The sequence below is a fragment of the Ruegeria sp. AG1 genome (genome assembly GCF_056541705.1).
The window spans coordinates 104,634-131,366 of the sequence record NZ_JBQFYU010000007.1; the positions used below are offsets into that span (position 1 = coordinate 104,634).

Genomic DNA, 26,733 nt, shown 5'->3' on the forward strand with positions numbered 1-26,733 from the left:
AGCGATCACGCGCAGTTGTTTCGTCTTTCAGGATGACCATACTGGGCGGAAATAGGTGGGAGGTTTTTATGAAGAAGCATATTGTCCTGACCCACGGCGCGTTTGCCGGCCCTTGGTGTATGGAGGGTTACGCCGGTTTTTTCCGTGACCGCGGTTGGACGGTCCACACCCCGGCGCTGCGGTATCACGATGCGGACCCCAAGGCCGAACCTGATCCGGGCCTGACTGACACGAGCGTCATGGACTATGCGGATGATATCGCGGAGTTTGTCGAAGGGCTCGACAGCAAGCCTGTGCTGCTGGGCCACGCCATTGCCGGGGTCGTAGCGCAACAGGTCGCCGCGCGCGGCTTGGCCAGCGCAATCGTGCTGATCAACCCAAACGCTGCCTGGGGCACTCTGCCCGAGACCGACGATGAACGTGCCGTTCCACGTGCGTTGATGGAGGGTGGGGCCTTCTGGAAACAGCCGATGCGGGTTGATTTCGACCTCATGGCCCCGTTTGCGCTAAATAAGCTGCCCGAGGCGCAACAACACGCGGTTTTCGATCGGCTTGGCCCGGAAAGCGGGCGCGTGATGTTCGAGATGTTCTTCTGGATGTTCGACGACTATCACGCGATGAAAGTGGACATCGATAAGGTCGACTGCCCCGTGCTGATCGTCTCCGGTACCGAGGACCGAGCCGTGAACCCCAATACCTGCCGCGCGTTGGCGAACCTCTACGGAGACCGTGCGACTTTCATGCCCGCCGAAAACCACGCACATTTCCTGTTCATGGAGCCAGGGTGGGAGGGACCAGCCGCGCAGATCGCGGACTGGCTGGACCAGAAGCTGGGGTAGGCGCTGGAGGCTCGGATCGATCAAACCTTGTCGGACGCTAACTATGCGGGTCGGTCTGACTTCAGCGCCCGTCTAGGTCTCTTGAATGCGCGGACCTGAGGGTGGTGTACCCATCGGCCTCACTGCATTTCGGACTGCAACTCGCGGAAGTACTGGATTGTCGCGCCCAACCCTTCCTTAAGCTGCACCTTGGGCTCCCAATCCAGCAACTTACGCGCCTGCGAGATATCGGGTTGCCGTTGCTTGGGATCGTCCTGCGGCAGATCCTTGAAGATGATCTGTGTGTCCGAACCCACCTGCGCACGGACTTCGGTGGCCAGCTCATTCATTGAGAACTCGTTGGGGTTTCCAAGATTCACTGGGCCAGTGACGTCCTTATCCGTGTCCATCAGGCGCAAGAAACCTTCGATCAGATCGTCAACATAGCAAAACGACCGCGTTTGTGTGCCATCTCCGAACATTGTGATTGGCGCACCGGTCAGGGCCTGCATGATAAAGTTCGACACGACGCGCCCGTCAGAGGGATGCATTCTGGGCCCATAGGTATTGAAGATCCGGGCCACTTTGATCTCAAGACCCATCTGGCGATGGTAGTCGAAAAACAATGTCTCGGCACAGCGCTTACCTTCGTCATAGCAAGACCGCGGGCCGATCGGGTTGACATTGCCCCAGTAGTCTTCGGTTTGGGGATGGACCGAGGGGTCTCCGTACACTTCGGACGTAGAGGCCTGAAAGACCTTGCATTTCAGACGTTTCGCCAACCCAAGCATGTTGATCGCGCCATGTACGCTGGTCTTTGTCGTCTGTACCGGATCGTGCTGGTAGTGAATGGGCGAGGCAGGGCAGGCCAGATTGTAAATCTCGTCCACTTCAACAAAGAGAGGGAACGTCACGTCATGGCGCAAAAACTCGAACCGAGGATTGCTGTGCAAGTGATCAATATTGCGTTTTGTACCGGTAAACAGGTTGTCGACGCATAGGACCTCATGCCCCTGATCCAAGAGCTGGTCGCACAGATGCGAACCTAGAAAACCTGCGCCACCAGTTACCAGAACACGTTTTCTACTGTCGTATAAGCGAGCCAAATCGGGTCCCTCTTTCTATTTCCAGGCAAGCGCGTCGCCGTGCAGCCATTTCTTAAATCGTTTTGTGAAACGAATTGGTTTGATCTTCAGGATATTGCGGGCCGCATAGTCATCCATCTCGGCATTGCGTATCACATCGGCCGGATGCACCAAAGGCCGAGGCAAGGGCTGAGCGCGCAAAGACGCCTCCTTGGCGTCAGGGTTGGTCGTATGAGTCGCCGACCCGTCAAAGCCGATATTCTGCACCATGTTCTTCCCGGGGACGACCGTCAGGCCCGATTTCATCCATTGGGCAAACTGCCACTGGTAATCCCAGGTATCGATCTTGCCGTCTTTCACATTGGAATAAACCGCCATCCAATGCTGTACCCCTCCTGGGGTTGGGCACATGTTAGATATCGCCTCGATGGATGCAGGCGTGCCCAGATCGGATAGGCCAAAGTCGTAGTGGGCCCAGGCTCGCCGCCAAGTTGCCCAGCCCCAGGCGCCCCAGAAGGCCGAGAAAAAGTAGCTGTACCCCGAAGGCAGGTCATCGTTCAATCTATTAAAAGCAGAAATGGAGGTCACGCGCGGATCGTCTCGGTAGCGTTCCAGCATTTCGGCGGCAAACTCGAAGAAATCAGGATCGACCAGAATGTCATCTTCCAGAATGATCCCTTCGGGCTCGTGTTCAAAAAACCATGTGATGGCGCCTGAAACGGCGCGCCCGCACCCGAGATTTTGTTCTCGAAACAGGGTCTGCACCTCACAGGGCCAATCAACCTCATTCAGAATAGAGCGTGTCTCGTCGCAGATTGCGGCTTCACTGTCTGAACGAGGTCCGTCAGCTGCAATGTAAAGTCGTGCCGGTTGTGCCTGCCGGATCGTCTCGAACACGGCCCTGGTTTTGTCGGGACGGTTAAAGATCAGAAAGAGGATCGGAGGCATTGATGGGTCTTTCCATTCGTTGCGATGCGCGTGGGTTCTATCCCATACTTTCTTAGAGGGTTCAAACCGGTCTTTTTGACGGTTCATCTACGGCAAACTCAAGCATGCGGGTTGCGATGCTGTCTCACGACAAATGAAAACAAAAGCGTTTTCGATGCCTCGGACAGGCATGCGATCTGCCTACTGTCCTAGTGGCGCGGCTAGAAGGGCCCAAGTGTCTGCCGCCGCACGAAAAACCGTCTAGTTGTTGGTCGAAAATGTACTCTGTGGTCTCCACTTAAGAGTGCCGTCACTCTCTCGGTGGCAACGCAATAGGCGTTCCTGCACGGTGGTGATCGTGTTGGTGACGGTGTTGTCGCCGACCATCAGGACAAAGGCGTCCTCCGAATAGGCCATGCCTTCGTAGTAGCAGAACCGGCTCTCGGCCCCTTCCGGTATAGGCGATGCAAGGCTTAGTGTTTGCTGTGCGGCGGCGGTCGAGGCCAGTACGGTCAGTGTCAGCCCGAGGGTAAGTGTTTTCATGTTGTCCTCCCGTTCGAAACTCTGTTCTTGGTTAAATTAGGTCTTGGACGCTCGGAACCTCAAATGTCGTTCTTGGATGACGGGTTGAGGTAAGTGTGAACGGTATCAACGGGTTAGGCAAGGGGGGTGTTTGGTTGCATTTAGCGTATAGACCTAGCGGAATCTACGATTCGTATGAAGCAGTGCTTCAAACAAGCGCTCGCGCAAACCTAGCCAAAGTGCGACTAAAGGCGACTGGGAATGGTTATTACCCCAACTTGCCGTTGTTCGCCGACGGATTCGATTCCTCATCTTCCTCCGGCTTTCTGCCATTCGCAATTTTGATACTCAACAACCCTATGAGTGCAAAGGGCAACCAAGCTTGTATTGACACTATTGCGAGGGAATCATGATCTGTCTCAACGTTTTGATTCGTGAGACCATCCAAATTGGAAGCAGAATTCGAGCCAAATGTTCCAAAGATAAGTTGGTGTATCTCCTCAATCCGATCTCTAATCTCCGAAGGCTTCATTAGTACTAATTCTTCGTTCGTGAGTATGTAAGAGAGGACAGAAGGGCGGTTGAAATTGAAAGAAGTGCCTTCTTGTTCAGCTAGCCCAATGGCGGTTAAGTCAATAGGCAGAAAATAGAAAACGTCCTCGAAGTAATGATCGTTCCCGTTTAAGAATTCTGATAGTTTTTTGTTTATTTCGCCGAAGTTTGAACCTTGGCATCTTTCAAGTCTTGCCCACGAGCGTTCTTCTGCTTCTCGGAGCTCGGTTTCTGATGACCTATTCAACGCGTTCCGCGCAGAGTAGATGTCTCTTTCTAAATCAGCGTCACAACTATTTCGATCGACTTTAATTTCGGATGTTTCAAAGTACCGCTGGCTTTTTTCACGGGAGGACTGGATGATCAGACTTCGATTGTCTTCTAACAAGTCCAGGAATGCTCGTGCGGTTTCCAAATCTTCAATGTTGCTATCGAAGGTAGCGACTGTGAGAGCGTCCTCTACGGCTTTATTTGCGATCATTACCTTTTCGCTTTCACTTAACGTGGTGATCGCTGTGGCGAGAATGGCCAAGGAGTAGTAGCAGAAATCTGATGCTTCTTTATTCAAAGGCAATAGATATCTGAAGGTCAGTGAAACAATGAAGCAGCAAAAAACAAAAGCTAGTAAGCTATGGAAGTAGTCTATGCCAGGGTTTAGGTGATTTAGATAAGCGTATGTGAGCAGAAATAATATTGAAACAATAAAAAGGTAGAGTAGGGTGGGCCGCCATTTATCAATTCCGTCTTTAAATTTCATTTTGCTAAACATCCAACTCTTCCACAAACCGCGCGTTCTCCTGAATATACTGGAACCGCAGTTCGGGTTTTTTGCCCATCAGGCGCTCGACCAGATCGCCGGTTTCGCCGGGTTCGTCCTCGTCGATGGTGACGCGGATCAATTTGCGCGAGGCCGGGTCCATTGTGGTTTCTTTCAGGTCCTTGGCGTCCATCTCGCCCAGACCCTTGAAGCGCGAGACGTCGATTTTGCCTTTGCCGCCCAGACCTTTTTCGAGCCATTCGTCGCGCTCGGCCTCGTCCAGACAGTAGACGCGCTTGGCGCCTTGGGTCAGGCGGTAGAGGGGAGGGCAGGCGAGGTAGAGGTGACCTGCATCAATCATGGGGCGCATTTGGGTGAAGAAGAACGTCATCAGCAGCGAGGCGATATGCGCGCCGTCCACGTCCGCGTCTGTCATGATGATGATCTTGTCATAGCGCAGGTCGTCGACGTTGAACTTGGTGCCAAGCCCCACACCCAACGCTTGGGTCAGGTCGTTGATCTCGGCATTGGTGCCCAGTTTCGAACTGGCCGCGCCCAGCACGTTCAGGATTTTGCCGCGCAGGGGCAGCAGGGCCTGTGTTTTGCGGTCGCGGCCCATTTTCGCAGAACCGCCCGCCGAGTCGCCCTCGACGATGAATAACTCGGTGCCATCACGTGTTGAACTTGAGCAATCCACCAGCTTGCCGGGAAGACGAAGTTTCTTAGTGGCGGATTTGCGTTGTGTTTCCTTCTCGGCCCGTCGGCGCAGGCGTTCTTCGGCCCTCAGAATGAGGAAGTCCAGAATCGCGCCGGCGGATTTCGTGTCGGCCGCCAGCCAGTTGTCGAAATGGTCCCGGACAGAGTTTTCAACCAGCCGTTGCGCCTCGACCGTCGCCAGACGGTCTTTGGTCTGGCCGACGAATTCGGGCTCGCTGATAAAACACGACACCAGCGCGCAGCCGCCTGTTATCAGATCGTCGCGGGTGATCTGACCGGCTTTCTTGTTGTTGATCAGTTCCCCATAGGCCTTGATCCCCTTGAGAACCGCCGCCCAGAAACCGGCCACATGGGTGCCGCCCTCGGGCGTGGGGACGGTGTTACAGTAGGACTGGATGAAGCCGTCGCGTGAGGGCGTCCAGTTGATCGCCCATTCGACCTTGCCCGGCGTTCCGAATTTCTCGTTGAAGTCCACGGTGCCCGCGAAGGGCTGCTCGGCATAGGTGGAGGAGCCGTTCATCGTCTCCTTCAAATAGTCCGACAGGCCGCCAGGGAAGTGGAAGGTTGCCTCGGTCGGGGTTTCGCCGTCGTCGATGGCCGATTTCCAGCGGATTTCCACGCCCGAGAACAGGTAGGCCTTGGAGCGGATGGATTTGAACAGCCGCGCCGGTTTGAACTTGTGGTGGCCAAAGATCTCGGCATCCGCATGGAAGGTTACGGTCGTACCGCGCCGGTTGGGGGCCGCGCCGACCTTTTCGACCGGACCCAGAGGAATCCCGCGCGAGAATCGCTGCTCGAACAGCGTTTTGTCTCGTGCCACCTGGACGACCATCGAATCCGACAAGGCGTTCACGACCGACGCACCCACGCCGTGCAGACCGCCCGAGGTCTGATAGGCCTTGCCCGAGAATTTACCGCCCGCGTGCAGGGTGCATAGGATGACCTCAAGCGCGGATTTATCTGGAAATTTGGGGTGCGGGTCGATCGGAATGCCGCGCCCGTTGTCGCGCACCGTCAAGGCGTAGTCTGCGTGCAGCTCAACCTCGATCCGGTTGGCGTGACCAGCGACCGCCTCGTCCATCGAGTTGTCGAGGATCTCGGCGACCATATGGTGCAAAGCGCGCTCGTCCGTGCCGCCGATATACATACCGGGGCGTTTTCGGACCGGCTCCAACCCTTCAAGCACCTCGATTGAGGAGGCGTCGTAAGTGGCGGTCGCGCTGGGCGTCAACAGATCGTCGGGCATGGGTGCTGCTCTTGTTTTTGAGTTTCCCCCATTATGGCAGGTGATGTGGGTCGGGGGAAGAGGGACCCGAGGTCTTGTGGATGGATTGCCCAAATGTCGGCGATTGACATCCTACAAAGACAGCCAAAGCGCCCCATCCCTGTACCCACCACGCACGGAGTATTCCGGTTGCAAAACCGCGCCAAACTCCTCGGCCCAGTCGCGGAAGCGGTCGTTTGATACGACGATTGCCCCGTAATCTTTAGCAACTTGCAGCACCAGGGGGTCGGCGGGCGTACCGCTGGGGGCCACCATGACGCGATCCTCGGGCAGGTTTAGCAGATCGGCAAGGGCGTTGTGGTGCAAGTAGCGGCCCTTGATCTTGTAGCCCACGTTAGCGTCGAAGACTACGCCGGGCGTTAGACCAGCGCCGGTCAGTTTCTCGACTACTTCTTGCACCGTTTCTATGCGAGGCTCGCCATCCTTCCAATGCATGACATTCGATCCATCGACAACAGCCCAGCTGCGAGGCTTGCGCTTAAGCAATCGTGCCAGGATCAAAAGCGCACTGGCCATGGCGCAAGGGGCAGCTAGCAAAAGCCAATCGGTAGAAATCAGAGAAAGGACGGCAAAGGCAGTAGCGGCGGAGGATAGAAGTAAAGCAAAAATGAGAATACGCACAGTGGCCTCTGGAAATGAATCGCGTCTAGGATGAGGTGTCTGGACGGAGTTCAATCCTTTTGGCATCTGTTTTCAATACCGATTGATTGTTCGCCTCAAATGTAGCCAAGCTGTGTGTGACCTAAAATGTTCAAGGAAAAAGGGGCCTCGTTTCAATGAGCTGGATCAAAACCGTGCCATTTCAGGAAGCGACCGGTAAGCTAAAAAAGTTGTATGACCGGGTGACTGGGCCCGACAATAATGTGGACAACATCATGATGGCGCATTCCCTGCGCCCGCATTCGATGGAAGGCCACATGACGCTGTACAAAAACGTGCTGCACCATTCGGCCAACACGATCCCCAAATGGTTTCTGGAGACGCTCGGCGTTTGGGTCAGTGAGTTGAACACCTGTTCCTATTGCGTCGAGCATCACTTCAACGGTCTGCAACGGCTACTGGCCGATCCGCCAAGGGGGGATGCGATCCGCGCGGCGATTGAGGTGGGCGATCCGGAGGCCGCGCCTTTGAACGCAGCGCAGATCGCAGCGATGCACTATGCGCGCAAGTTGACCGAAGCACCTGGCGACATGGTCGAGGCGGATGTCACAGCCCTGCGCGACGCTGGGTGGGACGACGGAGAAATCCTCGAGATCAATCAGGTCTGCGCCTATTTCAACTATGCCAACCGGACGGTCTTGGGGCTTGGCTGTTCGACCAAGGGGGATGTGCTGGGGCTGTCGCCCAACAATTCTGACAATCCCGATGATTGGGGGCATCGCTAGGCTGCTCGTCTCGGAACCCCCGGTTTTTTCGTCGAAATTCGTTCCAATTTGATCCCAATCAACGCAGGATCTTGCGCTTTCTGCTAGCTCGTTCTCAAGACAAGAACAACAAGAGGACAGCTGAATGGAAACGACCGCCCAGAAAAAACCCGAAGCCGTTAACATCAAGGTAGTGCCCACACCTGCACCCGAACCGGCCGTACCCAGCGCCGAGAAGATTCGGCACGCGTTCGAAAGCGGGAAGTACCCTTATGGTCGCAAGATGGCACGCAAGGATTACGAGACGCAGAAAGCCAAGTTGCAGGCCGAATTGCTGAAGGTTCAGCATTGGGCTCAGGATACCGGTCAGCGGTTCGTGTTGTTGTTCGAGGGTCGCGACGCTGCGGGTAAGGGCGGTACCATCAAGCGCTTCATGGAACACCTCAACCCGCGTCAGGCACGTGTTGTTGCGCTGAACAAGCCCACGTGGGAGGAAAAAGGCCAGTGGTACTACCAGCGCTACATTCAGGAACTGCCCACCGTTGGTGAAATGGTGTTCTACGACCGCTCCTGGTACAACCGCGCGGGCGTCGAGCGGGTGATGGGCTTTTGCGATCCCAACGAGTATCTGGAATTCATGCGTCAAACCCCGGATTTGGAACGGATGCTGGTACGCTCGGGCATCAATCTCTACAAATACTGGTTCTCGGTCACGCAAGAAGAGCAACAGCGCCGCTTCAAGAGCCGTGAAACCGATCCGTTGAAACAGTGGAAGCTGTCGCCCATCGACAAAGCGAGCCTGGACAAGTGGGACGATTATACCGAGGCGAAAGAGGCGATGTTCTTCTACACCGACACCGCTGACGCGCCATGGACCGTTGTCAAATCCAACGACAAAAAACGCGCGCGCCTGAACTGCATGCGCCATTTCCTTTCGACGCTGGATTATCCGGACAAAGACGTCTCCGTAGTTGATCAGCCTGACCCGCTGATCGTCGGTCAGGCGCATCATGTGATTCACCGCTCGGATCATATTCTGGGAACGGCGCTGCACCCGGACGCCAAATCCAACTAAAACGCAAAGTGGAAAGAAGCCGTTGAGTGCCAACCCGCAACGGCTTCTTCTTTTGGTGGGCATCTATCTAAAGTCTCAAATCGAGTTTTTCTTTTCTGCCTTGATTTTGGGCAGGGCGCGGGCCTATGGCTGGCGAGATGACGAAAGTGATGACATATCCCGCCCATTTCCGGGCGATTGCTGTGCTTGGCTTGCCGCTGGTTGGCGGGCATTTGGCGCAGTTCGCAATCGGCCTGACCGATACGGTGATGCTCGGCTGGTACGGGGTTGAGGCCCTGGCCGCAGTGACGCTGGCGAGCAGCTACTACTTTGTGTTGTTTCTGTTTGGGGCCGGATTTGGCTGGGCCGTTATGCCAATGGTTGCGACGGCCGCGGCGGAAGAGGACGAGACTAGCATCCGACGCTCGACTCGCATGGGCTTGTGGCTGTCACTGCTCTACGCCGCGTTGATGATGCCGCTGCTGTGGTGGTCCTATCCAATCCTGATTGCCCTGAAACAGGAGCCGCAGGTGGCGCAGACCGCCTCGGAATATCTTCGCGTTGCAGGATGGGGGTTGTTTCCTGCGCTGCTGGTGATGGTGCTGAAGTCTTATCTGGCCGCGTTGGAGCGTACTCAGATCGTGCTATGGATCACCGTGACCGCTGCGGTCGTGAATGGCGTCACGAATTATGCATTGATCTTCGGCAATTGGGGTGCGCCCGAGCTTGGGGTCATGGGGGCAGCGATTGCGTCCGTGGTGACACAGATCGTGTCTCTGGTTGCGGTTATCATCTATGCGGTTCGGGTTCTTCCGGAGCATAGTCTGTTTCAACGCTTCTGGCGCCCGGACTGGGATATGTTTGGCCGGGTTCTGCGGCTGGGCGTTCCGATTGGTTTGACAACGCTCGCCGAAGTCACTCTGTTTGCGACCTCGGCGATCATGATGGGGTGGCTGGGGCAGGTGCCGCTGGCGGCGCATGGGATTGCGCTCAACCTCGCTTCGGCGACTTTCATGGTGCATCTCGGCCTGTCAAACGCGGCGACCATTCGCGCGGGCAACGCGCTGGGCCGCCGCGACCGCGCGCATCTGGAGCGTGGCGCGATTGCGGTGACGGGGATGTCTCTGGTCGTGTCCGTGCTGACGATCATACTGTTCCTAACCTGTGCCGAGCCTCTGATCTCGCTATTTATGGAGGCCGACAACGCGCAGCGCGGCGAGATTTTGGCGATTGGCACAGGCCTTTTGGCCATGGCAGCCCTGTTTCAGCTGGTCGATGGTGCGCAGGTTATAGCGCTGGGCCTGCTGCGCGGGTTGCAGGACGCACAAGTGCCGATGATCATGGCTGCCCTCAGCTATTGGGTGATCGGAATCCCGGCCTCTTACTATTTCGGCTTCGTGCAGGGCATGGACGGGATCGGCGTCTGGATGGGCCTTGTGCTTGGGCTGGCCTTTGCAGCCGTCCTGCTGATGGCACGGTTCTGGATGCGATCTGTCCGCGAGGTGGGCGTACCGGCCGAGTAGCCCTCAGCCGCCTTTCAGCCGGTCCGCTTTCTTGCGCACTAGAACCGAGCGCAAATCGTGCATCGCCATCAACAGCCGGTCGGTCACCTCTTCAAGCTGTTCTTCCGACGCTTTGGACTGCGCCCATTGCGTGGTCAGGTTCAGGTAGTCGACGGCCCGGTGAATATCGTCAATATCGCGCTGGGCCAGCAGGGCCTTGCGCGCATCCATCCATCGGGCGATCTCGGCCTTGTCGGCCTCGGTCAGGCTGCGTTGACCATGCGGCTTGACCTCTCCGTTGCGTATGTTGATGACCGCGATCTGATCCATCTCGATCCGCTGCTGCCGATTCTCGGTGTCGATCCTAAACACTGCGGCCCCGTTTTCTCGGATGCGGAAATAATACTCTGGCAGCTCTGCGGTCATGCGTGGCTCCGGCTTAGGTCAAAGAGGCACAGAAACGCTGGATACGCGTGCAGGCCTCGGTCAATGCCTCATCCGAGGTTGCGTAGCTGACTCGGAAGTTCGGCGACAGGCCAAAGGCTGCACCGAAGACGACGGCAACGTCATGTTCTTCCAATAGGGCGGTGGCAAAGGCCTCATCCGAGTCGATCACTGTGCCTTGCGGCGTGGTCTTGCCAATCAGCCCCGCGATTGAGGGGTAGACATAAAACGCGCCTTCAGGCGTCGGGCAGGTGATTCCGTCGATGGCGTTCAACATGCCGACGACCAGATCGCGGCGGCGTTTGAATGTCTCATTGTTGGGGGCCAGAAAGTCCTGCGTGCCGTTCAGTGCCTCAACCGCCGCCCATTGGCTGACCGAGCACGGGTTCGACGTGGACTGAGACTGAATCTTGCGCATCGCGGCGATGATTTCAACCGGACCGGCCGCGTAGCCAATCCGCCAGCCGGTCATCGCATAGGCCTTGGAGACGCCGTTGCAGGTCAGCGTGCGATCATAAAGACCCGGCTCAACCTCGGCTGGGGTGCAGAACTCGAACCCGTCATAGGCGAGATGTTCGTACATGTCGTCCGACATGATCCAGACATGCGGGTGGCGCACCAGAACGTCGGTCAGCGCTTTCAATTCGTCCTGGCTGTAGCCCGCGCCCGTGGGATTCGAGGGCGAGTTGAAGATGAACCATTTGGTCTTGGGCGTGATCGCGGCTTCAAGCTGTTCGGCCGTCAGCTTGAAGCTGTTTTCCAACGTGGTCTCGACCACAACAGGCGTTCCGCCGGCCAGCAGGACCATATCGGGATAGCTCACCCAGTAAGGCGCGGGGATCAGAACCTCATCGCCTTCGTTCATCGTCGCCATCAACGCGTTGTAGAGCGTCTGCTTACCGCCCGTTCCGACCGAGATCTGCGCGGGTGTGTAGTCCAACCCGTGATCTCGTTTCATCTTGGCACAAGCCGCCTGTTTCAACTCGGCAATGCCATCGGGCGCGGTGTATTTCGTCTTGCCTGCCGCAATGGCTGCGACGGCTGCATCCTTGATGTTCTGCGGCGTATCGAAATCCGGCTCACCTGCGCTGAGGGCGATGATATCGCGCCCGGCGGCTTTCAACTCGGCCGCTTTTGCAGTCATCGCGACGGTCGGAGAGGGTTTTACGCGTGACAATGTCGCAGACAGGAAACTCATGAGCGGCCTCGGTTTGTATGTTCAACTTGTCTGTCATAGGGTGCGCCCGATGGACGATCAAGCTGTATGACACACCAGAATTGGAGACCCCGATGAACGACGAAACCGACTGGTACGGACCGGATGCTGCAACGTTCGGAGACAGACTGGCCGGGGCGCGCGAAGCGGCGGGGATGACGCAGTCACAATTAGCACGCCGTCTGGGGGTCAAGAAGGCGACGATCGCGGCCTGGGAAAACGACCTGTCCGAACCGCGCGCCAATCGCTTGTCGATGATGGCGGGCATGATCAATGTCTCGATCATGTGGCTGCTGACCGGGGAAGGCGAGGGCATGGAGGCCCCGGTAGAAGAGGGCGAAGCCAGTCTGGAACTGGCGGGCGCGGTTGCCGAATTGCGTGCCATTCGTGGCGAGATGCGGGCCAGCGCGGAGCGGGCCGCCCGGTTGGAAAAGAAACTGCGTTTGATGCTGGAGCAGGACAAGAATGACTGAAACACGCGAGGTTCGGATCAAACGCCTGCAGATGCGCTCCATGCGGCGGGGGATCAAAGAGATGGATTTGATCCTGTCGGCATATGCCGAGCGCAATCTGAACGCGATGGATGCGGCCGGGCTGGACTTGTATGACGCGCTTCTAAAGGAAAACGATCAGGACCTGTATCAATGGGTCACAGGGCAGGTGAATACGCCTGATCCTTTTGCTGAACTGATCTCGGATATCGCGCAAACGTTTCAAAAATAAAGAAAATCAGACTTAACCGATTTTTCGGAAATTCAGGTCATCGTGTCTAAAACGACACGGCTGAATCGGAGGGTCGGATGAGTATGGAAATGCAGGTCTCTGCGTCGGGGGCCAAAGGTTTCATGACCAGCTATCTTGAGGCGCTCGCGCTGGTCGAGCGTCTGCATCGTCTGTTGCTGGATGTCATCAAGGATGAGTTCGAACGGGTGGGCGTGCTGGAAATCAACGCGGTTCAGGCGCTTTTGCTGTTTAACATCGGCGACCATGAGGTGACCGCCGGCGAATTGAAAAGCCGCGGCTACTATCAGGGCAGCAATGTCAGCTACAACCTCAAGAAGCTTGTCGAGATGGGGTATATGCACCACCAACGCTGCGAGATTGACCGGCGCTCGGTCCGGGTCCGTCTGACACCTCAAGGCCGCGAGATTCGTGATATCGTGTCCGAGTTGTTCTTGCGCCATGCCGAAGGGTTGCAGAAGCGCGGCGTTCTGGGGGCGGAAGGGATCGAGGATATCACCACTTCGCTGCGTCGGGTCGAACGCTATTGGACGGACCAGATTCGTTATATCTACTGATCAGAGGCTTGGGATAGGATGATCCCCTGCAGCTCTCGGATCAGTTTGCGGGTCATGGCATCCTCATAGGCCTCAAAGCCAAGTGCGACCTCGACAAACGCATCAGGGCCGAGGATGACCCAAGCGTTGTAATAGGCGGACAGCTCTCCAATCTGGACATCCCGTTGGTCGCCATAGTTGGAGTCGTCGACACCGATCACCAAACCGTTGATGGTGATGCCGGTATCCTGCAATAGCGCTTTGGCTGCGCGCGGGTGGAGACCGAGATTGTGCTTCCCATCTCCAGACAAATCCAAAGTGTGCTTCCAACACTCCGGTTGTTGGTTCAGGAGGTCCGCGCCAAACAGCATCGCATCGCCCACTGCTGTGCCTTGCGGCGCGGCGCTGCGGGTCACGTCGCCCAGTCTCGCCGCGATCTTGCCTAGATCAGATTCGGTGCGAATTTCGGTCCATTCCAAGAGCACGCGATGATGGCCGGGTTCGCTCCATTCGAACACCGCGAGGCGAACGGGAAATGCGGGGTTTGCCAAAATGATCTTGCGGATTTCAGGGCGCCGCAACGCAGCAGCCAAACCATCGATCTGCAACCTGTACTCGTGAACGTCGACAGAGCCGGACACATCCAACCCAAGCGCCAGAGCTTGACGGCATTGCGCCGAAACGGATCCTGCCAGAAGGCAACAAACAAGCGCGAGCAACCGTGTCATCTATGGCCTGTTTCTTGCAGAGATCCCAATTGTAGGCCGCTCAATTCTCGTTCCAGCTTGCGGCGCATGGCACGCTCAAAGTCTTCAAACCCCTGCGCGATTTCAAGAAAAGCACCCGGTCCATGCAGGACGTTTTCTTCGAAGAAAGGAACCAGAAACAACTCGCCCTCGAAATCGGCGGCATTGATCACCAACCCGTTCACCGTGACAGCATCGAAGGGAAAATGTTTGTAGGCGATTTTAGGGCCATAGCCATCATTGTTCGCTCCGTCTCCGGAAAGATCGATGGTTTGAAACAGACAGTCCGGACCATCCTGCAACATGGTAGCCCCGTAAGCCAGCGCATGCCCCATCGCGGTGGCAGACCCGGAATCCGAACGCTCGGACTGGCTGATCCGGGTTGCCGCGGCCAGCAAGTCGCCTTCGTTTTCAATCATCTTCCACGGCAAGACGACATGCTGGGTGGATCGGCCGCTCCATTCATAAACGGCCAGCGCAACAGGAGCGGGAGACGAGAAAAAAGCGGCCTGAACCTCGGGCGCGAGCATCGCGGCGGCAAGGCCCTGACGTTGCAGTGCATCCTCGGCCTGATCTACGGAGACCGAGATATCCAGCGCCAGCAAAAGGGCCAACCGGCAGCCCTCGGCCTGCGCGGGGCTGGCCAACGCGGCCAACCCCAGTGCTGTCAAAGTGCGGATCACCAGTGCCCGGTACTCTCCATGCTGCTCCATGGCTCGGCGGGCTCGAGTGCGTCACCGTTCTGCAGCAGCTCGACAGAGATGTTGTCGGGCGAGCGAATGAACGCCATCCGACCGTCGCGAGGCGGGCGGTTGATCACGATGCCATTGTCCTGCAGGTGCTGGCAGGTCTCGTAGATGTTGTCGACGCCATAGGCGAGATGACCGAAATGACGACTGTCACTCGGCAGCGCATCGTCACCGTCCCAGTTATAGGTCAGCTCAAGCGGGCGATCCTCCTGCCCGGGAGGGGCCATGAAGATCAGCGTGAACCGGCCTTGTTCACTTTCGTGGCGGCGCGTTTCCTTCAGGCCTAGCAGCTCATAGAACGCCATTGATTTCTCAAGATCCTTCACGCGGACCATGGTGTGCAAGTATCTCAGCCCCATCTTGGCCTTCCTCCTTTTCTTCGCTTGGTGCGCAGCTTAGCGCGGTTGCGCGAGGTGTCGAGAGGGGCTGGGAACACGATTTCGAACTTCGCGGCGCTTACGGCAGATATCGCGGTTCCAGTGGTGGAGTTGACGATATATAGTGGGTGTCGACTCATTCTTGGAAAGGATAATTTCATGCCTCTGTCTGCCGACCAACTGGCCGAGATCGAAGCGCAGCGCGCGCAATCGCATCCAACTCGCCGCGTTGTAGCACCGGGCATGGAAGACCATCTTTACACGGCCCATCAGGTGCTGGACCACGGTTTTGTCCGGGTCATCGACTATATGGGCGACGATGCAGCCATTTGTCAGGCGGCGCGCGTGTCCTACGGCAAGGGCACCAAGTCCGTGCAGAATGATGAGGGACTGATCCGCTATCTGATGCGTCATTGGCATTCGACCCCGTTTGAGATGTGCGAGATCAAGCTGCATGTAAAACTGCCGGTTTTCGTCGCGCGCCAGTGGATTCGCCACCGGACCGCCAATGTGAACGAATACTCGGCGCGCTATTCGATTCTCGACCGTGAGTTCTATATTCCCGCCCCTGACCACGTGGCCGCGCAGTCCGAAGTCAACAACCAGGGTCGCGGGTCCGCCTTGGAAGGGGAAGAGGCCGCGCGTGTGCTGGAAATCCTAAAGGCCGACAGCGCCCGGTGCTATGACAATTATCAGGCGATGATCAATCAGGACGGGCAACAAGGTTTAGCGCGCGAACTGGCGCGGATGAACCTGCCTGCAAACATCTACACGCAGTGGTATTGGAAGGTAGACCTGCACAATCTGTTCCACTTCCTACGTCTGCGCGCCGACCCGCATGCCCAGTACGAGATCCGGGTCTATGCCGATATGATGTGCAAGATCGTCGCCGATTGGGTGCCTTTCGCCTATAAGGCGTTCGAGGATTATCGACTGGGTGCCGTTAACCTCTCGGCCCAAATGGTCGACAGCCTGCGCCGGATGTTGGCAGGTGAGACTGTGACTCAGGAAAACTCGGGCATGACGGCGCGGGAATGGCGTGAGTTTGAGGACGTAATCCGCAAGGATTGATCCTCAGAAGCATATCGTTTGTCTATACGTTTTGTCATGAAGCTGTTACATTGGCTTAATGACCTATCTGTTTCGTCTGATCCCACTGTGCCTTGTGCTGGCGTCGTCAGCGCAGGCCAAATCACCCATAGCCGAAATACTGTGTGAAGCGACCCCACGGCTGCAAGAGAAACTGACCCGCCAATTCGGCGCCGAACGTGTGGCAACCGGCATGCGCGGGCCCGAGCAGATCATGGAGGTCTGGAGCAGCGACCGCGGTGATTGGACCATGGTCGTTACTTACGCGACAGGAACGTCCTGCATCGTGGCAATGGGCGAAGACTGGCATGCCCGCGCCAGCGAAAAATCGACACGTGGGTAACGCCGATTTCTAGGGAATATTTGGCTGACGGCCTGAAATTGGCCGTCAGCCTTGATTGGAAACACCCCACATCTGGCGGGGTGGAGGTTACAACGGCTTCAAATCAGCTGCCATCTGGCGGCCGTCACGCCCGTCCTGCAACTCGTACGAGACTTTCTGATTGTCTGCGAGTCCGGTGAGGCCGGATCGTTCTACGGCCGAGATATGAACAAACACATCTTTGCCCCCCTCATCAGGGGCAATAAACCCATAGCCTTTGGTAGTGTTAAACCATTTCACGGTGCCGGTTGGCATGTCCCGTGTCTCCTTCTACTTGCGCATTGTCCCACAAATTGGTGGGGGCTGTGTCGACGTCATGGCGTATCAGGCTGATTTCTGGGTCAGATACAGTCCGAAACGCACGTTTCGTCTTTTTCAACATTGCACGGTGAAGTAAAAAATCAAGAAATACCGCTGGGAACCAACCAGTTTGCATAAAAAAGTTACAAATGCAGGAGCAGCCCAAAAATGCGCCTTTATGGTTTGAAAAACTGCGATATTTGCCGTAAGGCACTGAAATCGCTTCCAGAAGCGACCCTCGTGGATGTAAGGGCGGACGGCGTTCCGGCTGAGACCCTTTCGCAAGCTTTTGCCGCGTTCGGCGAGGCTTTGCTCAATACACGGTCAACAACCTGGCGTGGATTGGACGATACCGAGCGCGCGCGGCCACCGTTGGAGTTGCTGGCCGATCACCCAACGCTGATGAAGCGCCCTCTTATCGAAAAGGACGGAGAGTTGTTTCTGGGCTGGACCGCTGAAACGCGGGCTTCTCTTGGTGTTGCGTAGCCGCGTACCTATCTGCTGATACGAACTGTAAAGGAATATACATGCGGAACGCTGCCATGATTTTGGGCGTCATCGCCGGTTTGATCGGTATGATTGTCGGTTTTTTCGGGTATGGCTATGTCGAGGCAATCAAGCATTTTGGCGATATCGAAGGGATTGCCGAGCAGGTGGATAACCCCGACCTGATTCAGGCGGCCTCGATCCTTGCGCCTTTGTTGGCGATTGCGGGCGGGGCCATGGCCCATGCGCGGGCGTTGATTGCAGGGATTTTGTTGTTGGCCTCGGCTGCTGGGATGTACTACGCGTTCGGTTTCGGCGTCTTCACCATGTTCCCGATTGCCTTTGCCGCGGTAGCCGGGGTGCTCGGGCTCGCCGCGGGAAAACCGGACGAACCCAAGGCTCATTTCTGAGCTATTTTAGGCGCAGGATGCGATCCAGGGACAGCGGGCCTGCGCCATTGATAACCATCACCAGGAACAGGAAGGTCCACATTGTGCGCTGATCCGCCAGGTCAGGCGCAGCATTGAACAGGCTACCCAGTTTCACGCCGTGGCCAGTCACGTCGACAATGGTCTGCACCCAGACAAACCCGATCATTGCGACCGCCGCCAGACGAGTGAACAGACCAACCAGCAGCAGCGCGGGCAGGACGAACTCGGCCACGGTGCCAAGGAAGATCACGATCCGCTGGAAGAACGTCATCTGCGTGACGTCCCAAAGTACGGCCTCGGCGGCTTTCGGAAAGATTTGCCCAAATGCACCGCTGGAGGGCGAGAAGATCGACCCATCAATCTTCAGCATCGCCGAATTCCAGTAATAGACGAGCAATACAGCAATAAACACGAGCCGGGCGAGGGTAGGCGTCAGCCAACCGGACGCATGGTCCACCTTTCCCAAAACGGAGTTGTGGATTGAGATGAGCGCAGTCATGACTCCAGCCTTTCGATAGTCACAGAGGTTATTGCACCGCCTTGCAAAAGCAGTGCCAGAGTGGTTCCAAGATCAAAGTCGGGCGTGTTAGCGGCGGTTTTTTCGAACGCGCCGCCGATCGTGTCGCCCGCTTGCATATGTGCGATCCAGTCTGCTCCGCCTTTTGGCAGCAGATGTGGGGTGGGATCATATTCGAGGCGGGTGACCAGAACGTCCTCAGCCTGAGCGACCGGTTTGGGGGCGTCCGCTTCCGAATTGTAACGCCAGATCGCATGGATCGGCCAATCCGACCGGATCACCCGCATCGCCGGGGCAAAACTCAGCCGCGCGCGCATCACGTCTTCGGGGGGAACCGCCAGCGCATCGGCGGGCGCAGGTGTGCTGTCTGCCGCGTGGTAGGAGTGGCGTAGGGCAAGTTCCAGCCGCGCCATGTCGGCAAGGTAACCCAGATGGGACAGCTGGGGCATTTCGGCTACAAAAGCGGGAAACGCCTCACCATAGAACATCATTAACGGGGATGTAGGTGGGTGCTGGCGCAGGAAAATGCCCGAAAGGCCATCCATATTCTGTGGCCCCAGCAGCTTGGTTATCACGGGAAAGGCCTGCTGCATGGCCTCGGTCAGTGAGACGGCGACATTGTTGCGATAGACGCTGAACCGACGTCCGGCAGGTTGGTTCTTGGAGTCCAGCAACCCCTCCGGAACCGGGGTCGAGGCGTCCAGAAGCGCGGCGCTGAACTGGGTTTGCGACACGCTCATGCCGGGATCCGCTCCAGTGCCGCCTGGGCGCGCACGGCCTCGTCCCGCAGGACCGGCCAGTCGGGGACATCTGTGTCCCACTCGACCAAGAGCGGCTTCGGCCCGGACCGATCCAGAACATAGTCCAAAAGCGCCCAGACCGGATCAACGACCTCGCGCCCGTGGCTGTCGATCAGCAGGGGTTTGCCGTGGTCGTCTTCGTCTTCATCGTGACCGCCGAGGTGAATCTCACCAACCTTTTCAAGCGGATAGGCGTCGATATAGCTCTGAGGTGAGAAGTCCAGATTGGTGGCTGAGACAAAGACGTTGTTCACATCCAGCAACAGCCCGCATCCGGTTCGGTTCGAAACTTCGCGCAGGAAATCAGGCTCGGACCAGGTGCTTTTCTCAAATGCCAGATAGCTGGAGGGGTTTTCGAGCAGCATTTGCCGTCCGACCACCTCTTGCACCTGGTCGATGTGATCGCAGATGCGGGTCAATGTGGCATCGGTGTAGGGCAGCGGCAGAAGGTCGTTCAGGAAGTGGCTGTCATGGGTCGACCAGGCCAAATGCTCGGAGAAGCTGGCCGGATTCAGCCAGCCGATCAAATGTTTCAATCGCGCCAGATGGTCGCCATCCAGCGGGCCTTCTCCGCCGATCGACAGGCCAACGCCATGGACTGAGATTGGGAATTGTTCTGACAGATGGCGCAGTTGCGCCAGTGGGCGGCCGCCGTCGCCCATGTAGTTCTCGGCATGGATTTCCAGCCATGCGACCGGCTGTGCGTGTTCAAGGATCTGTGCAAAGTGCTGCGGTTTATACCCAACACCCGGTGCTGCGGGCAGGCGGTTCGACCTAAGTGCGTCGTCCAGCATGAGGCAGTTCCCTATGATCACGTGAAAAGGGGCGGGCGATTTGGCCCGCCCCTTGGATTTCGTATGGCAGATATTATGCCGGCAGGTCGCGGTTCAGTTCTTCCAGCGAGCCTTTGCGCGGGGTGCCGTCTGCCTGTGCGGGCAGTTCGATATCGGCGCAGGTGCCTGCATCAACCAGAGTCCAGGCGTTGCCCTGATAGTCAACGGTCGAGGTGCCCGCGCATGTGGTGCCGGGGCCTGCGGCGCAATCGTTCTGACCGGCCAGCGAAACGCCATAGCATTTCTCTTTCGCTTGTGCGGAGGCGGTGGTTGCTGCGCCCGAAACGGCGGCTGCGACTGCTGTTGCGATAACCAGGGATTTGGCTGTGTTCGACATCTCGGTAATCCTTTTGATGACTGCGTATGTCTGCTTGTGACAATGACAAAGGTAACGACTAGTGAGCCACAGTTAAATTCACGAGGCCGTGTCTCACAAGCGCGTCAGGCATTGTCATGCCCTCTTGCAGGTTAACAAATTGTTTTTGAATTGAAAAATGGAAAATGTTTCAATCCGGCCCCGATTTCAGGGCCGGATGAGGGGTCAGAAACTGACTTATGTTACAGCAGGTCCGGAGGAGTGGCTGCCTTGGACAGCTCATTTGTTACAGTCTCAAGAGATTGAACCTGCGTTTGTTTTTCGCCCAGTCGGCGGACACTTACAGTGCGCTCATCCACCTCGCGGTGACCCACGGCCAGAATGACCGGAACCTTGCCGACCGAGTGCTCGCGGACCTTGTAGTTGATCTTTTCGTTGCGGATATCCGCCTCGGCCCGGACACCAGCGGAGCGGAGCGTTTCAACAACCTCGGCCACATAGTCATCCGCATCCGAGGTGATCGAGGCCACAACGACCTGCCGCGGCGCCAGCCAGAACGGCAACTTGCCCGCGTGTTCTTCGATCAGAATGCCGATGAACCGTTCGAACGACCCAAGGCAGGCCCTGTGCAGCATGTAGGGGCGATGCTTGGACCCGTCAGCGCCGATGAAATTCGCATCCAGACGCTCGGGCAGGTTAGGGTCGACCTGAAGCGTGCCGCATTGCCAATTCCGGCCGATGGCATCTGTCAAAGTGAACTCCAGCTTCGGACCGTAGAATGCGCCCTCGCCTTCCAAGACCTCGTACTCATACCCAGCGGCCTTGCAGGCATCGCCCAAAGCTTTCTCGACGAAATCCCAGCTTTCATCGCTGCCGATCCGCTTTTCCGGGCGGGTGGACAGTTTGATGGTCCAGTCGTGGAAGCCAAGGTCGGCGTAGACCTTCGACAGGAAAGCAATGAACTTTGCGGTCTCGGATTCGATCTGATCCTCGGCGCAGAAGATGTGACCGTCGTCCTGAGTAAAGCCGCGCACCCGCATGATCCCGTGCAGCGCGCCCGAGGGCTCATACCGCGCGCAGGAGCCGAACTCTGCCATGCGCAGCGGCAGATCACGATAGGATTTCAGGCCCTGATTGAACACCTGCACGTGGCAAGGGCAGTTCATTGGCTTCAGCGCGTTGATCGCCTTTTCGCGGGCATGCTCTTCGTCGACTTCGACGATGAACATGTTCTCCTGGTACTTGTCCCAGTGACCCGAGGCTTCCCACAATTTGCGGTCGACGACCTGTGGGGTGTTGACCTCGACATAGCCGTCACGGTCCTGCATCCGGCGCATGTAGTCCTGCAGGGTGGTGTAGATTTTCCAGCCGTTGGGATGCCAGAACACCTGACCCGGAGCCTCTTCCTGCATGTGATACAGGTTCATCTCGCGGCCCAGCTTGCGGTGGTCGCGCTTGGCGGCCTCCTCCAGCATGTTCAGGTGCGCTTTGAGCTTTTCCTTGCCCGTGAACGCTACGCCATAGATGCGCTGCAACATCGCGCGGTCGCTGTCGCCACGCCAATAGGCGCCCGCAATGCTCATCAGCTTGAAGGCGTCGCCCGGCAGTTGACCGGTGTGCTGCAGGTGCGGGCCGCGGCACAGATCCTGCCAGTGGCCGTGCCAGTACATGCGCAGTGGCTCATCACCCGGAATGGCTTCGATCAGCTCGACCTTATAGGGCTCATTGTTGGCCTTGTAGAATTCGATCGCGCGGTCGCGATCCCAGACCTCGGTGGTGACGGGGTCGCGCTTGTTGATGATCTCTTTCATCTTTTTCTCGATGAGGCCGAGATCTTCGGGCGTGAATGGCTCTTCGCGGTCAAAGTCATAGTACCAGCCGTTTTCGATAACGGGGCCGATGGTGACTTTGGTCGCGGGCCAGATTTCCTGCACGGCGCGGGCCATGACATGCGCCAGATCGTGGCGGATCAACTCATTGGCCTGCGCTTCATCCTTCATTGTGTGGATGGCGATTTGGGCATCTGCATCGATGGGCCATTGCAGGTCCCAGTGCTGACCGTTCACTGTGGCCGAGATGGCCTTTTTCGCGAGCGAGGTCGAAATATCGGCAGCCACCTGCGCAGGCGTTACGCCTGCGTCATAGGAACGTGCATTGCCATCGGGAAAAGTGAGAGAGACGGATTTTGAATCCAAGGCCATATCGGCTCTCCTCGTCGGTTTGGCGCCCACTGAACGCCCGGTTGCGGGTTATTTGCGTTTGGCTGCTTTGGCAGGTGGTTGTGCTTGTGTCAAGTGGTGGGAGCGAGGGGCCAGCCCCTCGCGCTCCCCGAGGTATTTTTAGCCAGATGAAGGAGGATCACGGAATTGCACTTGGGCGGGGGGCGTGCATGATGTCAGGAAAGCAAAGAGGGCTTCATGACAGCAACAGATTTTTTGGAAACGGCGCAGGGGCGGCGGTTGGCTTTTCACAAGAGTGAAGGGGCCGGTCCGACCATTGTTTTTCTGGGCGGTTTGAAATCGGATATGGAGGGCACCAAGGCCGTTCATCTTGAAGCTTGGGCGCAAGCCCGGGGGCAGGCGTTCTTGCGGTTTGACTATTCCGGTCATGGAGAAAGCTCTGAGGCGTTCACTGACGGCTGCATTGGCGATTGGCACGAAGACACGCTGGCAGCGGTGAGTGCTTTGACTGAGGGGCCTTTGGTGGTCGTGGGGTCCTCGATGGGCGGTTGGCAGGCGCTGCTGCTGGCAAAGGCGTTGCCGGAGCGAATTGTTGGCATGGTGACCATCGCGGCAGCCCCGGATTTTACCGAGGACGGCTATTGGGCGTCCTTCTCAGATGCGCAGAAGGCGGCGATGGAGGAGGTTGGGCATGTGGAATTGCCCTCGGATTATATGGAGCCTTACATCATCACAAAGCGTATGATCGAAGATGGTCGGAAGCGCCTGGTTCTGCGGGACGTGTTGGATCTGCCGTTTCCCGTACGTTTTTTGCAGGGGACGGCTGATACGGCGGTGTCGACTGAAACAGCCGTACGCCTACTAGAGCATGCGACCGGACCGGATATGCGATTGTTGCTGGTCAAGGATGCGGATCATCGGTTCTCCGACGGGCCGTGCCTTGGCTTGATCGAGATCGCCGTTCTCGACGTTTTGGGGGATGAATGATGCGCTGGTTCGGATGGGTGCTGGGTCGGGTTTTGCTGGTTCTGATCGTTGTCGGAGGCCTGATCTATTGGTTCGGGCCGCGGGAAGAGGTGAACCTGGACCCCGATTTCGACCCCCGCAAGTTTGGCGAAGGCGTTCAGGTCTATTTTGAAAGCACGGAATCCGCCTTTGACGATATTGTTCCCGGCGTTGAAAAACGTGTGATCTGGCAGGACGGGTTCAAAGAACAGCGCACGCCTTTTTCGGTGCTATATGTCCATGGCTTCTCGGCCAGTTCAGAAGAGATCCGTCCCGTGCCTGATATGGTCGCTGATGCTCTGGGGGCCAATCTGGTTTATGCGCGCTTGCAAGGACATGGGCGCGGTGGGGCCGCGATGGGCGATGCGACCGCCTCGGGCTGGATGCAGGACATAGCCGAAGGGCTGGCGGCGGCCAAGGCCGTTGGGGAAAAGGTCGTAGTCATTTCGACATCGACCGGGGGCACGCTGGCAGCGGCGGCCGCTTTGAACCCGGACCTCAGCGAGGATGTCGCGGCAATGGTGTTTGTGTCGCCGAATTTCGGAGTGAATGCGACAGGGGCGTTCATACCCGGTCTGCCTTGGGCTCGGGATTGGTTGCCACTGCTGATGGGGCCGGAACGAGATGTATCCGGGCCAGATCCAGAAAAGAACAAGTACTGGACTTCGGTTTACCCGTGGGAGGCCGTGGTGCCGATGACAGTTCTGGTCGAAACGGTCTACGGTCTTGATTTCTCGCAAGCTTTGGTGCCAGCGCTGTTCTGGTTCTCGGATGATGATCAGGTCGTGCGCCCGGACAAGACCCACAAGGTGGCCGAGGCCTGGGGTGCGCCAGCAACGGTTGAGCTTGTCACGATGGGGCCGGGGGATGATCCGATGTCGCATGTGATTGCCGGTCGCCTGATGTCTCCGGACCAGACAGAGCCGACGGTGAATGGGATATTGGCATGGTTGAAAACGCAGGGGATCGAATGACCCTACATTCAAGGGCATAGCGATGCGCAAGCCGGGCAGTATGTGGAGCCTTGAGACGCTGGGCCGTGTGCGTCTGTCCCGGCATTTCTTCATGCGCGATTTCCTGTACTCCGAGATCGGGAATTTCCACCAAAAGCAGAACCTGCCTGAGAACCCGGATCTGGCCATCGAAACCGGTAGCGCCTTTTGCCAAACCTTGCTTGACCCGCTGGAGGAGACCTTTGGCCGGGTCGCGGTGCGCTCGGGCTACCGGTCGCCGTCCTTGAATGCCTTTGGCAACGAAAACCGGCTGAACTGCGCGCGTAATGACAATCCGTTGGAGTGCCATATCTGGGACTGGGGGCAGGGTGAGGCACGGGTCGCTGGTGCATCTATCGTGATCCCCTGGTTTGCGGATCGCTACGCGCAGGGTCGGGACTGGCGCGATCTCGCGTGGTGGATGCATGATCATCTTGACTACTCCGAGATCTGGTTTTTCCCGAAACTCTGCGCGTTCAATCTGGTTTGGCGCCCCACGCCTCAGCGTCGGATCGACAGTTACATCGCGCCCAAAGGCTGCCTTTTGCGGCCGGGTGCCGAGCCAGTCGAAACCCTTGCTGCCCGTCGGAAACGCTATGCTGATTTCCCGCCGTTCCGTGGAATCGCCTATCCGTAAAGATTCACTTGCTGGGCTGATCCAAACCTTCCATCCTGATGAGAGGGAACGACTCGGATAACCGAGCAGAAGGAGGCCCCACGTGATTGAGCCGCTGGTGTTGTTGCCGGGTTTGATGTGTGATGCTCGGCTGTTTCATTCCCAAATTGATGCGTTTTCGCGCCGCCGCGCCGTGGTCGTCTCGGCGATCAGTCGGGGGGAGCGTATTGAAGAGATCGCCTCGGATTTGCTGGATCAGTTACCCCTTCGGTTCGCACTGGCCGGGCATGGGCTGGGCGGTGTGGTGGCGTTGGAGCTTGTCCGTCGCGCCCCGGATCGGGCGTCGCGGCTGTGCCTGATCTCGACCGACGCGCAGGCCGACACCCCGCAGATTGCGGCGGGGCGGGAAGATCTGATCATCGGCGCGCAGGCCGGTCGGCTTGAGGAGGTGATGCGGCAAGTTGTGGGGTCAGACACTCTTGCGCCGGGGTCGCAGCGCATCCCTGTGTTGAATGACCTACTGGCGATGGCACTGGACTTGGGCCCGGAGGTGTTCGTTACCCAGATGCGCGCTCTGCAGAGGCGCGCGGATCAGCAGGGCACGTTGCGACGGATCAAAGCGCCCAGCCTGATCCTGTGTGGAAAACATGACCGGCTGACGCCCGAGCGCAAGCATGCCTTCATGGCGGACATGATCCCGAATGCGGTGATGCACACAATCGACGCGGCCGGATATCTGCCAACTCTGGAAGCGCCCGGGCAGGTGATCGACCTGATGCAGGCGTGGCTGGATGAACCCTTGCGCATGGCCTAGGGGTAAAGCGCTGCGCGTTTCTCTTTGCTGATCACCGTCGGTGTCACGACGGGTTCAAAACTCTCAGGATCAAAGAACGGCGTGTTTTTCCACCCACCGGATAGTCTTGATTTGATCACGCGGCGCAGCAACCCGATTGCCGCCGGGGCCAGATTTTCGTGCTTTTGCTTGCCGTTGGGCCGAGGCACGAACCCACGAGTCGCAATCGGGCCAAGCCGCGCGTGATCGGCGATACGCAAAGCGATGAACCCCGCAAAGGGAAATCTGGCGGTGCGTGGCGTGGTTGCCAAGGGTGCATTGCAACACTTGGCATACCATCGCAGCATGCCCTTCGGACTCAGTGACATCGCCGCCAAATGTTGGGCGCCGCTGTCAATCGTGACCTCGTCGGGGGCGATTTGAAACACCTCAACCGGGCCGGGGGCCGGGTCGGGTTGGCCGAAGTAAAGCTGGGCCGCACGGCAGTCGTGGCAAAAACACTCGGCATGGGTACCCAGACGCGTACCATCAGATGTGATGCGGCCTGTCAGTTTCCCGCAGGCGCAAGAAAAGGTGAGGTCAGACTCTGACGCCAAAGCCC

Annotated in this window: 33 protein-coding genes; 15 read left to right on the forward strand and 18 right to left on the reverse strand. The window is 57.6% G+C overall.

All coding sequences use genetic code 11. The features are described from left to right. The first annotated feature begins 68 nt into the window (after positions 1–68). Positions 69–839 carry an alpha/beta hydrolase gene (locus ACR0B5_RS12210; RefSeq protein WP_480540713.1) on the forward strand — a complete coding sequence of 257 codons (771 nt, stop codon included), beginning with the start codon at positions 69–71 and terminating at the stop codon, positions 837–839. 119 nt (positions 840–958) lie between these two features. Here the strand turns inward: ACR0B5_RS12210 and ACR0B5_RS12215 are convergent, their stop codons facing one another. The 6 genes from ACR0B5_RS12215 to ACR0B5_RS12240 all read right to left on the reverse strand — a co-directional run bounded on the left by ACR0B5_RS12215 (position 959) and on the right by ACR0B5_RS12240 (position 7,179). Then, on the reverse strand, positions 959–1,924 hold the full coding sequence (locus ACR0B5_RS12215; protein ID WP_480540715.1) for a UDP-glucuronic acid decarboxylase family protein: 966 nt from the start codon (positions 1,922–1,924) through the stop codon (positions 959–961). Positions 1,925–1,939: 15 nt separating this feature from the next. Then, positions 1,940–2,938: a glycosyltransferase family 2 protein gene (locus tag ACR0B5_RS12220; protein WP_480540717.1), complete on the reverse strand. Its 999-nt coding sequence runs from the start codon at positions 2,936–2,938 to the stop codon at positions 1,940–1,942. A gap of 153 nt (positions 2,939–3,091) precedes the next feature. Next, a complete protein-coding gene (locus ACR0B5_RS12225) occupies positions 3,092–3,373 on the reverse strand; it encodes a DUF1496 domain-containing protein (protein ID WP_480540719.1) in 282 nt (93 codons plus the stop codon). Positions 3,374–3,620: 247 nt separating this feature from the next. Beyond that, complete coding sequence (locus ACR0B5_RS12230) at positions 3,621–4,661, reverse strand: hypothetical protein (protein ID WP_480540721.1); 1,041 nt, start codon at positions 4,659–4,661, stop codon at positions 3,621–3,623. 4 nt (positions 4,662–4,665) lie between these two features. Beyond that, on the reverse strand, positions 4,666–6,624 hold the full coding sequence (parE, locus tag ACR0B5_RS12235; RefSeq protein WP_170676583.1) for a DNA topoisomerase IV subunit B: 1,959 nt from the start codon (positions 6,622–6,624) through the stop codon (positions 4,666–4,668). Positions 6,625–6,735: 111 nt separating this feature from the next. Continuing rightward, the gene (locus tag ACR0B5_RS12240) at positions 6,736–7,179 is read right to left on the reverse strand and encodes an NYN domain-containing protein (protein ID WP_480540723.1); all 444 of its coding nucleotides are present in this window, start codon (positions 7,177–7,179) and stop codon (positions 6,736–6,738) included. 260 nt (positions 7,180–7,439) lie between these two features. Here ACR0B5_RS12240 and ACR0B5_RS12245 point away from each other — a divergent pair, with 260 nt between their 5' ends. From ACR0B5_RS12245 to ACR0B5_RS12255, 3 genes are all read left to right on the forward strand, one after another. Next, positions 7,440–8,048 carry a carboxymuconolactone decarboxylase family protein gene (locus ACR0B5_RS12245; RefSeq protein ID WP_480540725.1) on the forward strand — a complete coding sequence of 203 codons (609 nt, stop codon included), beginning with the start codon at positions 7,440–7,442 and terminating at the stop codon, positions 8,046–8,048. A gap of 124 nt (positions 8,049–8,172) precedes the next feature. Then, the gene (ppk2, locus tag ACR0B5_RS12250) at positions 8,173–9,102 is read left to right on the forward strand and encodes a polyphosphate kinase 2 (RefSeq protein ID WP_170767004.1); all 930 of its coding nucleotides are present in this window, start codon (positions 8,173–8,175) and stop codon (positions 9,100–9,102) included. Positions 9,103–9,251: 149 nt separating this feature from the next. Next, entirely contained in the window at positions 9,252–10,604 is a 1,353-nt protein-coding gene (locus ACR0B5_RS12255; protein WP_480540728.1) for an MATE family efflux transporter, read from the forward strand. 3 nt (positions 10,605–10,607) lie between these two features. Here ACR0B5_RS12255 and ACR0B5_RS12260 read toward each other — a convergent pair whose 3' ends face one another. Both ACR0B5_RS12260 and ACR0B5_RS12265 read right to left on the reverse strand, forming a co-directional pair. Beyond that, positions 10,608–11,009 carry a hypothetical protein gene (locus tag ACR0B5_RS12260; RefSeq protein ID WP_480540730.1) on the reverse strand — a complete coding sequence of 134 codons (402 nt, stop codon included), beginning with the start codon at positions 11,007–11,009 and terminating at the stop codon, positions 10,608–10,610. Between the two features lie 13 nt (positions 11,010–11,022). Next, positions 11,023–12,225 carry a pyridoxal phosphate-dependent aminotransferase gene (locus ACR0B5_RS12265; RefSeq protein WP_480540732.1) on the reverse strand — a complete coding sequence of 401 codons (1,203 nt, stop codon included), beginning with the start codon at positions 12,223–12,225 and terminating at the stop codon, positions 11,023–11,025. Between the two features lie 92 nt (positions 12,226–12,317). Here ACR0B5_RS12265 and ACR0B5_RS12270 point away from each other — a divergent pair, with 92 nt between their 5' ends. The 3 genes from ACR0B5_RS12270 (at position 12,318) to ACR0B5_RS12280 (ending at position 13,541) form a co-directional block, all read left to right on the forward strand. Further along, positions 12,318–12,716 (forward strand): helix-turn-helix transcriptional regulator, encoded by a 399-nt coding sequence (locus tag ACR0B5_RS12270; protein WP_170459087.1) that lies wholly within the window; start codon positions 12,318–12,320, stop codon positions 12,714–12,716. After that, a complete protein-coding gene (locus tag ACR0B5_RS12275) occupies positions 12,709–12,966 on the forward strand; it encodes a succinate dehydrogenase assembly factor 2 (protein WP_170721662.1) in 258 nt (85 codons plus the stop codon). Before ACR0B5_RS12270 ends, ACR0B5_RS12275 begins: the two co-directional genes overlap by 8 nt. Positions 12,967–13,043: 77 nt before the next feature. Next, on the forward strand, positions 13,044–13,541 hold the full coding sequence (locus ACR0B5_RS12280; RefSeq protein WP_480540735.1) for a MarR family winged helix-turn-helix transcriptional regulator: 498 nt from the start codon (positions 13,044–13,046) through the stop codon (positions 13,539–13,541). Here ACR0B5_RS12280 and ACR0B5_RS12285 read toward each other — a convergent pair. The 3 genes from ACR0B5_RS12285 to ACR0B5_RS12295 are packed head-to-tail and all read right to left on the reverse strand — an operon-like array spanning position 13,535 to position 15,374. Further along, complete coding sequence (locus ACR0B5_RS12285; RefSeq protein WP_480540737.1) at positions 13,535–14,248, reverse strand: DUF1194 domain-containing protein; 714 nt, start codon at positions 14,246–14,248, stop codon at positions 13,535–13,537. The genes ACR0B5_RS12280 and ACR0B5_RS12285 overlap by 7 nt on opposite strands. Further along, a complete protein-coding gene (locus ACR0B5_RS12290) occupies positions 14,245–14,979 on the reverse strand; it encodes a DUF1194 domain-containing protein (protein WP_480540739.1) in 735 nt (244 codons plus the stop codon). Before ACR0B5_RS12290 ends, ACR0B5_RS12285 begins: the two co-directional genes overlap by 4 nt. Further along, a complete protein-coding gene (locus ACR0B5_RS12295) occupies positions 14,946–15,374 on the reverse strand; it encodes a VOC family protein (protein WP_425083125.1) in 429 nt (142 codons plus the stop codon). Before ACR0B5_RS12295 ends, ACR0B5_RS12290 begins: the two co-directional genes overlap by 34 nt. Positions 15,375–15,551: 177 nt before the next feature. On the opposite strand from ACR0B5_RS12295, the gene thyX reads away from it, so the two are divergent. Together thyX and ACR0B5_RS12305 are read left to right on the forward strand one after the other, a co-directional pair. After that, the gene (gene thyX / locus ACR0B5_RS12300; protein WP_480540741.1) at positions 15,552–16,463 is read left to right on the forward strand and encodes an FAD-dependent thymidylate synthase; all 912 of its coding nucleotides are present in this window, start codon (positions 15,552–15,554) and stop codon (positions 16,461–16,463) included. Between the two features lie 58 nt (positions 16,464–16,521). Continuing rightward, entirely contained in the window at positions 16,522–16,824 is a 303-nt protein-coding gene (locus tag ACR0B5_RS12305) for a hypothetical protein (RefSeq protein WP_480540743.1), read from the forward strand. Between the two features lie 87 nt (positions 16,825–16,911). Here ACR0B5_RS12305 and ACR0B5_RS12310 read toward each other — a convergent pair whose 3' ends face one another. Further along, entirely contained in the window at positions 16,912–17,118 is a 207-nt protein-coding gene (locus tag ACR0B5_RS12310) for a cold-shock protein (protein ID WP_008758035.1), read from the reverse strand. Between the two features lie 213 nt (positions 17,119–17,331). Here ACR0B5_RS12310 and ACR0B5_RS12315 point away from each other — a divergent pair, with 213 nt between their 5' ends. Continuing rightward, on the forward strand, positions 17,332–17,649 hold the full coding sequence (locus ACR0B5_RS12315) for an ArsC/Spx/MgsR family protein (protein ID WP_480540745.1): 318 nt from the start codon (positions 17,332–17,334) through the stop codon (positions 17,647–17,649). 41 nt (positions 17,650–17,690) lie between these two features. Then, a complete protein-coding gene (locus tag ACR0B5_RS12320; RefSeq protein WP_170459066.1) occupies positions 17,691–18,059 on the forward strand; it encodes a hypothetical protein in 369 nt (122 codons plus the stop codon). A 1-nt stretch (position 18,060) separates the two neighbouring features. Here the strand turns inward: ACR0B5_RS12320 and ACR0B5_RS12325 are convergent, their stop codons facing one another. The 5 genes from ACR0B5_RS12325 to thrS all read right to left on the reverse strand — a co-directional run bounded on the left by ACR0B5_RS12325 (position 18,061) and on the right by thrS (position 22,747). Beyond that, positions 18,061–18,579: a DoxX family protein gene (locus ACR0B5_RS12325; protein ID WP_480540747.1), complete on the reverse strand. Its 519-nt coding sequence runs from the start codon at positions 18,577–18,579 to the stop codon at positions 18,061–18,063. Beyond that, on the reverse strand, positions 18,576–19,337 hold the full coding sequence (locus ACR0B5_RS12330; RefSeq protein ID WP_480540749.1) for an HvfC/BufC family peptide modification chaperone: 762 nt from the start codon (positions 19,335–19,337) through the stop codon (positions 18,576–18,578). Before ACR0B5_RS12330 ends, ACR0B5_RS12325 begins: the two co-directional genes overlap by 4 nt. After that, a complete protein-coding gene (gene bufB / locus ACR0B5_RS12335) occupies positions 19,334–20,191 on the reverse strand; it encodes an MNIO family bufferin maturase (protein WP_480540751.1) in 858 nt (285 codons plus the stop codon). The genes ACR0B5_RS12330 and bufB overlap by 4 nt, the downstream gene beginning before the upstream one ends. Before the next feature lie 73 nt (positions 20,192–20,264). Then, positions 20,265–20,567: a BufA1 family periplasmic bufferin-type metallophore gene (locus ACR0B5_RS12340; protein ID WP_170374122.1), complete on the reverse strand. Its 303-nt coding sequence runs from the start codon at positions 20,565–20,567 to the stop codon at positions 20,265–20,267. A 221-nt stretch (positions 20,568–20,788) separates the two neighbouring features. Beyond that, a complete protein-coding gene (gene thrS / locus ACR0B5_RS12345) occupies positions 20,789–22,747 on the reverse strand; it encodes a threonine--tRNA ligase (protein WP_480540753.1) in 1,959 nt (652 codons plus the stop codon). A 216-nt stretch (positions 22,748–22,963) separates the two neighbouring features. On the opposite strand from thrS, the gene ACR0B5_RS12350 reads away from it, so the two are divergent. The 4 genes from ACR0B5_RS12350 (at position 22,964) to ACR0B5_RS12365 (ending at position 26,153) form a co-directional block, all read left to right on the forward strand. Then, a complete protein-coding gene (locus tag ACR0B5_RS12350; RefSeq protein WP_480540755.1) occupies positions 22,964–23,713 on the forward strand; it encodes an alpha/beta hydrolase in 750 nt (249 codons plus the stop codon). After that, positions 23,710–24,705, forward strand: coding sequence for an alpha/beta hydrolase (locus tag ACR0B5_RS12355; RefSeq protein WP_480540757.1), 996 nt, complete (start codon positions 23,710–23,712; stop codon positions 24,703–24,705). Before ACR0B5_RS12350 ends, ACR0B5_RS12355 begins: the two co-directional genes overlap by 4 nt. 40 nt (positions 24,706–24,745) lie before the next feature. Continuing rightward, positions 24,746–25,360: a hypothetical protein gene (locus ACR0B5_RS12360; RefSeq protein WP_480541026.1), complete on the forward strand. Its 615-nt coding sequence runs from the start codon at positions 24,746–24,748 to the stop codon at positions 25,358–25,360. 82 nt (positions 25,361–25,442) lie between these two features. After that, the gene (locus ACR0B5_RS12365; RefSeq protein ID WP_480540759.1) at positions 25,443–26,153 is read left to right on the forward strand and encodes an alpha/beta fold hydrolase; all 711 of its coding nucleotides are present in this window, start codon (positions 25,443–25,445) and stop codon (positions 26,151–26,153) included. On the opposite strand, the gene ACR0B5_RS12370 is transcribed toward ACR0B5_RS12365, so the two are convergent. Continuing rightward, the gene (locus ACR0B5_RS12370) at positions 26,150–26,728 is read right to left on the reverse strand and encodes a DUF6151 family protein (protein ID WP_480540761.1); all 579 of its coding nucleotides are present in this window, start codon (positions 26,726–26,728) and stop codon (positions 26,150–26,152) included. The genes ACR0B5_RS12365 and ACR0B5_RS12370 overlap by 4 nt on opposite strands. Between the last annotated feature and the right edge of the window lie 5 nt (positions 26,729–26,733).